Source organism: Vibrio sp. Vb0667 (genome assembly GCF_033391095.1).
Genome location: NZ_JAWPOL010000199.1, coordinates 1 through 1,339 on the forward strand (window position 1 = coordinate 1; position 1,339 = coordinate 1,339).

At 44.3% G+C, this 1,339-nt stretch carries 1 protein-coding gene; it reads left to right on the top strand.

Annotated features, from left to right (window positions below; all coding sequences use genetic code 11):
• Window positions 1–311 precede the first annotated feature (311 nt).
• Window positions 312–1,339 (top strand): DUF4382 domain-containing protein (locus R8269_RS24590; RefSeq protein ID WP_318222827.1); only part of this gene is annotated, 1,028 nt, incomplete at its 3' end.

Genomic DNA, 1,339 nt, shown 5'->3' on the forward strand with positions numbered 1-1,339 from the left:
TATTTTGATTATTATCAACTTCATTTCACTACGAATAAGAACTTAGTTTTATAAAAAAGTGCTTGTAGAAATGGGAAAAGTGGTTAACAAGCGACCACGTTGTTTAGCTAAGTAGAGCCGAAGTTAATGGAGTTACTGCTTCGCTGCTACACTTGAGCAATAGATTTAAAAAATAGCCTTTTAGGAATCCATATCACATTATGAATTTCCCTTTTTTACATTGACCCCGTCATTACCAAGCAATGACATTTGGTCTCGACTCTGAGACTAATCTTCGATGTTTATCGGCAGTGTAAACACAAGAGGTCAATATGAAAAAATACACTTATCCTCTACTTGCTATCTCAGGCGGTCTACTACTGACTGGCTGCGGTGGCGACGACTCTTCATCAAATACAGAATCCGCTACGTTTTCTCTTGGTGTCTCAGATGCACCTGTGGATGACGCCAACAAAGTGGTCTTAGCATTTAAAGACGTGGTTTTAATTCCCTTTGACCCAGAAACGGGCGAGCAAACTGGCGATCACATTCTGCTAGACGCAAGAGAGAACAGCGCTCTACATCAAGTTGATTTGATGGAATATCAAGGAAAAAATGCCAAAACCATCATTAGCGAACAACAAATTGCTCCGGGTGATTACGCCATGTGCGTTTACGCGAAAGATGGCCGACAGTTGAATGATACGTCTCTATCGTATGTCGAAAAAACTGATGGCTCAGTAAAAGGTCTTGTTGTTCCAAGTCGTGGTAGCTGCTTTGGCTTTAAGCCCGATACCAGCGATCAGGGTCGCTTGAAGTTTTCCCAAAAAGGTCAGTATGTAAAAGTTCATACTGGGCACAATAGCTACGTTGTAGAGTTTGATTTGCGTAAAGGTCTGGCGGATCCAGTCGGCCAAGATCATATGAACATGAACTCGAATGCAGTAAGTTTGGTGAACGCATCAGATTCAGGCCATATCGCTGGCACGGTAAGTAACGTGCAATACCAAGCTTGCGAAGCAGACAGTGCGGCATGGAACGCGATTCATGATGTGCCTGCCGTTCACTCTGTTTACCTGTATGCGGGTTCCATGGATCGCTCAACCATGGGCGATATGGGCGCGACAGCTCCACTCAACGCGCCAGTTGCGGTAGCTAACGTGAATGAATCACAAGACGAAGAAGGCAATACAACCTACAGCTACGAGTTTGGTTACATTGGCCCGGGTACTTACAGCATTGGCTACACATGTACTGCGTATATTGATACGCCTGACGATCATGAAACGTCAGAAGACGGTTTCTTGATTTACCAGCACTACACGCCAGTTGATGTTGTCGAGACAGAGCTGACAACTCA